The sequence below is a fragment of the Prochlorococcus marinus genome (assembly GCF_001180245.1).
In the GTDB taxonomy this organism is placed as follows: Bacteria; Cyanobacteriota; Cyanobacteriia; order PCC-6307; family Cyanobiaceae; genus Prochlorococcus_A; species Prochlorococcus_A marinus_F.
The window spans coordinates 1-597 of sequence record NZ_CVSV01000004.1; the positions used below are offsets into that span (position 1 = coordinate 1).

2 protein-coding genes are annotated in these 597 nt (G+C 36.2%); both read right to left on the reverse strand.

All coding sequences use genetic code 11. The features are described from left to right. The coding region (locus AMO19_RS00025; RefSeq protein ID WP_306452406.1) for a 50S ribosomal protein L18 at positions 1-112 on the reverse strand (112 nt) is incomplete at its 3' end. A 14-nt stretch (positions 113-126) separates the two neighbouring features. Then, the coding region (gene rplF / locus AMO19_RS00030; RefSeq protein WP_075506823.1) for a 50S ribosomal protein L6 at positions 127-597 on the reverse strand (471 nt) is incomplete at its 5' end.

Sequence of the window (597 nt, forward strand, 5' to 3'; positions counted from 1 at the left end):
GGTTATTAGAACGAAAAACAGACAATCTTGGACGCGTTGCATCTCCAATTAAGAATCTCCTTAATCTTCTATGTCTTTTTTGGGTTTGTAATTTCCTGGAAAGTTTGGTCATTTTTTTAATTAGAATTATTTTTTGCCAGATTTACCAGCTTTTCTGAGAATTCTCTCATCATGGTATTTAATTCCTTTTCCTTTATATGGCTCTGGAGGTCTAATTGATCTGATTTTTGCTGCTTCGTTGCCAACAATTTCCTTATCAATTCCAGATACGGTAACGTTTGTATTACTCTCAACTTTGTATGTTATACCATCGGGGGGGATCATTTCTACAGGATGACTATATCCTGCACTTACAACTAGATTTTTACCTTTTACTTGTGCTCTGGATCCAACGCCAACAATTTCTAGTTTCTTCGAAAAACCTTGAGTAACCCCTTCTACCATATTTGCAATTAAGGCTCTACATAAACCATGTCTCTGCCTTGAATATATTTTGGTTGTAGTTGGACTTACGACAACAGTATTATCTTTCTTATCAAAACTAACTCCCTCAGGCATGAGACGTTTTAACTCACCCTTTGGGCCTTTCACTGTAAA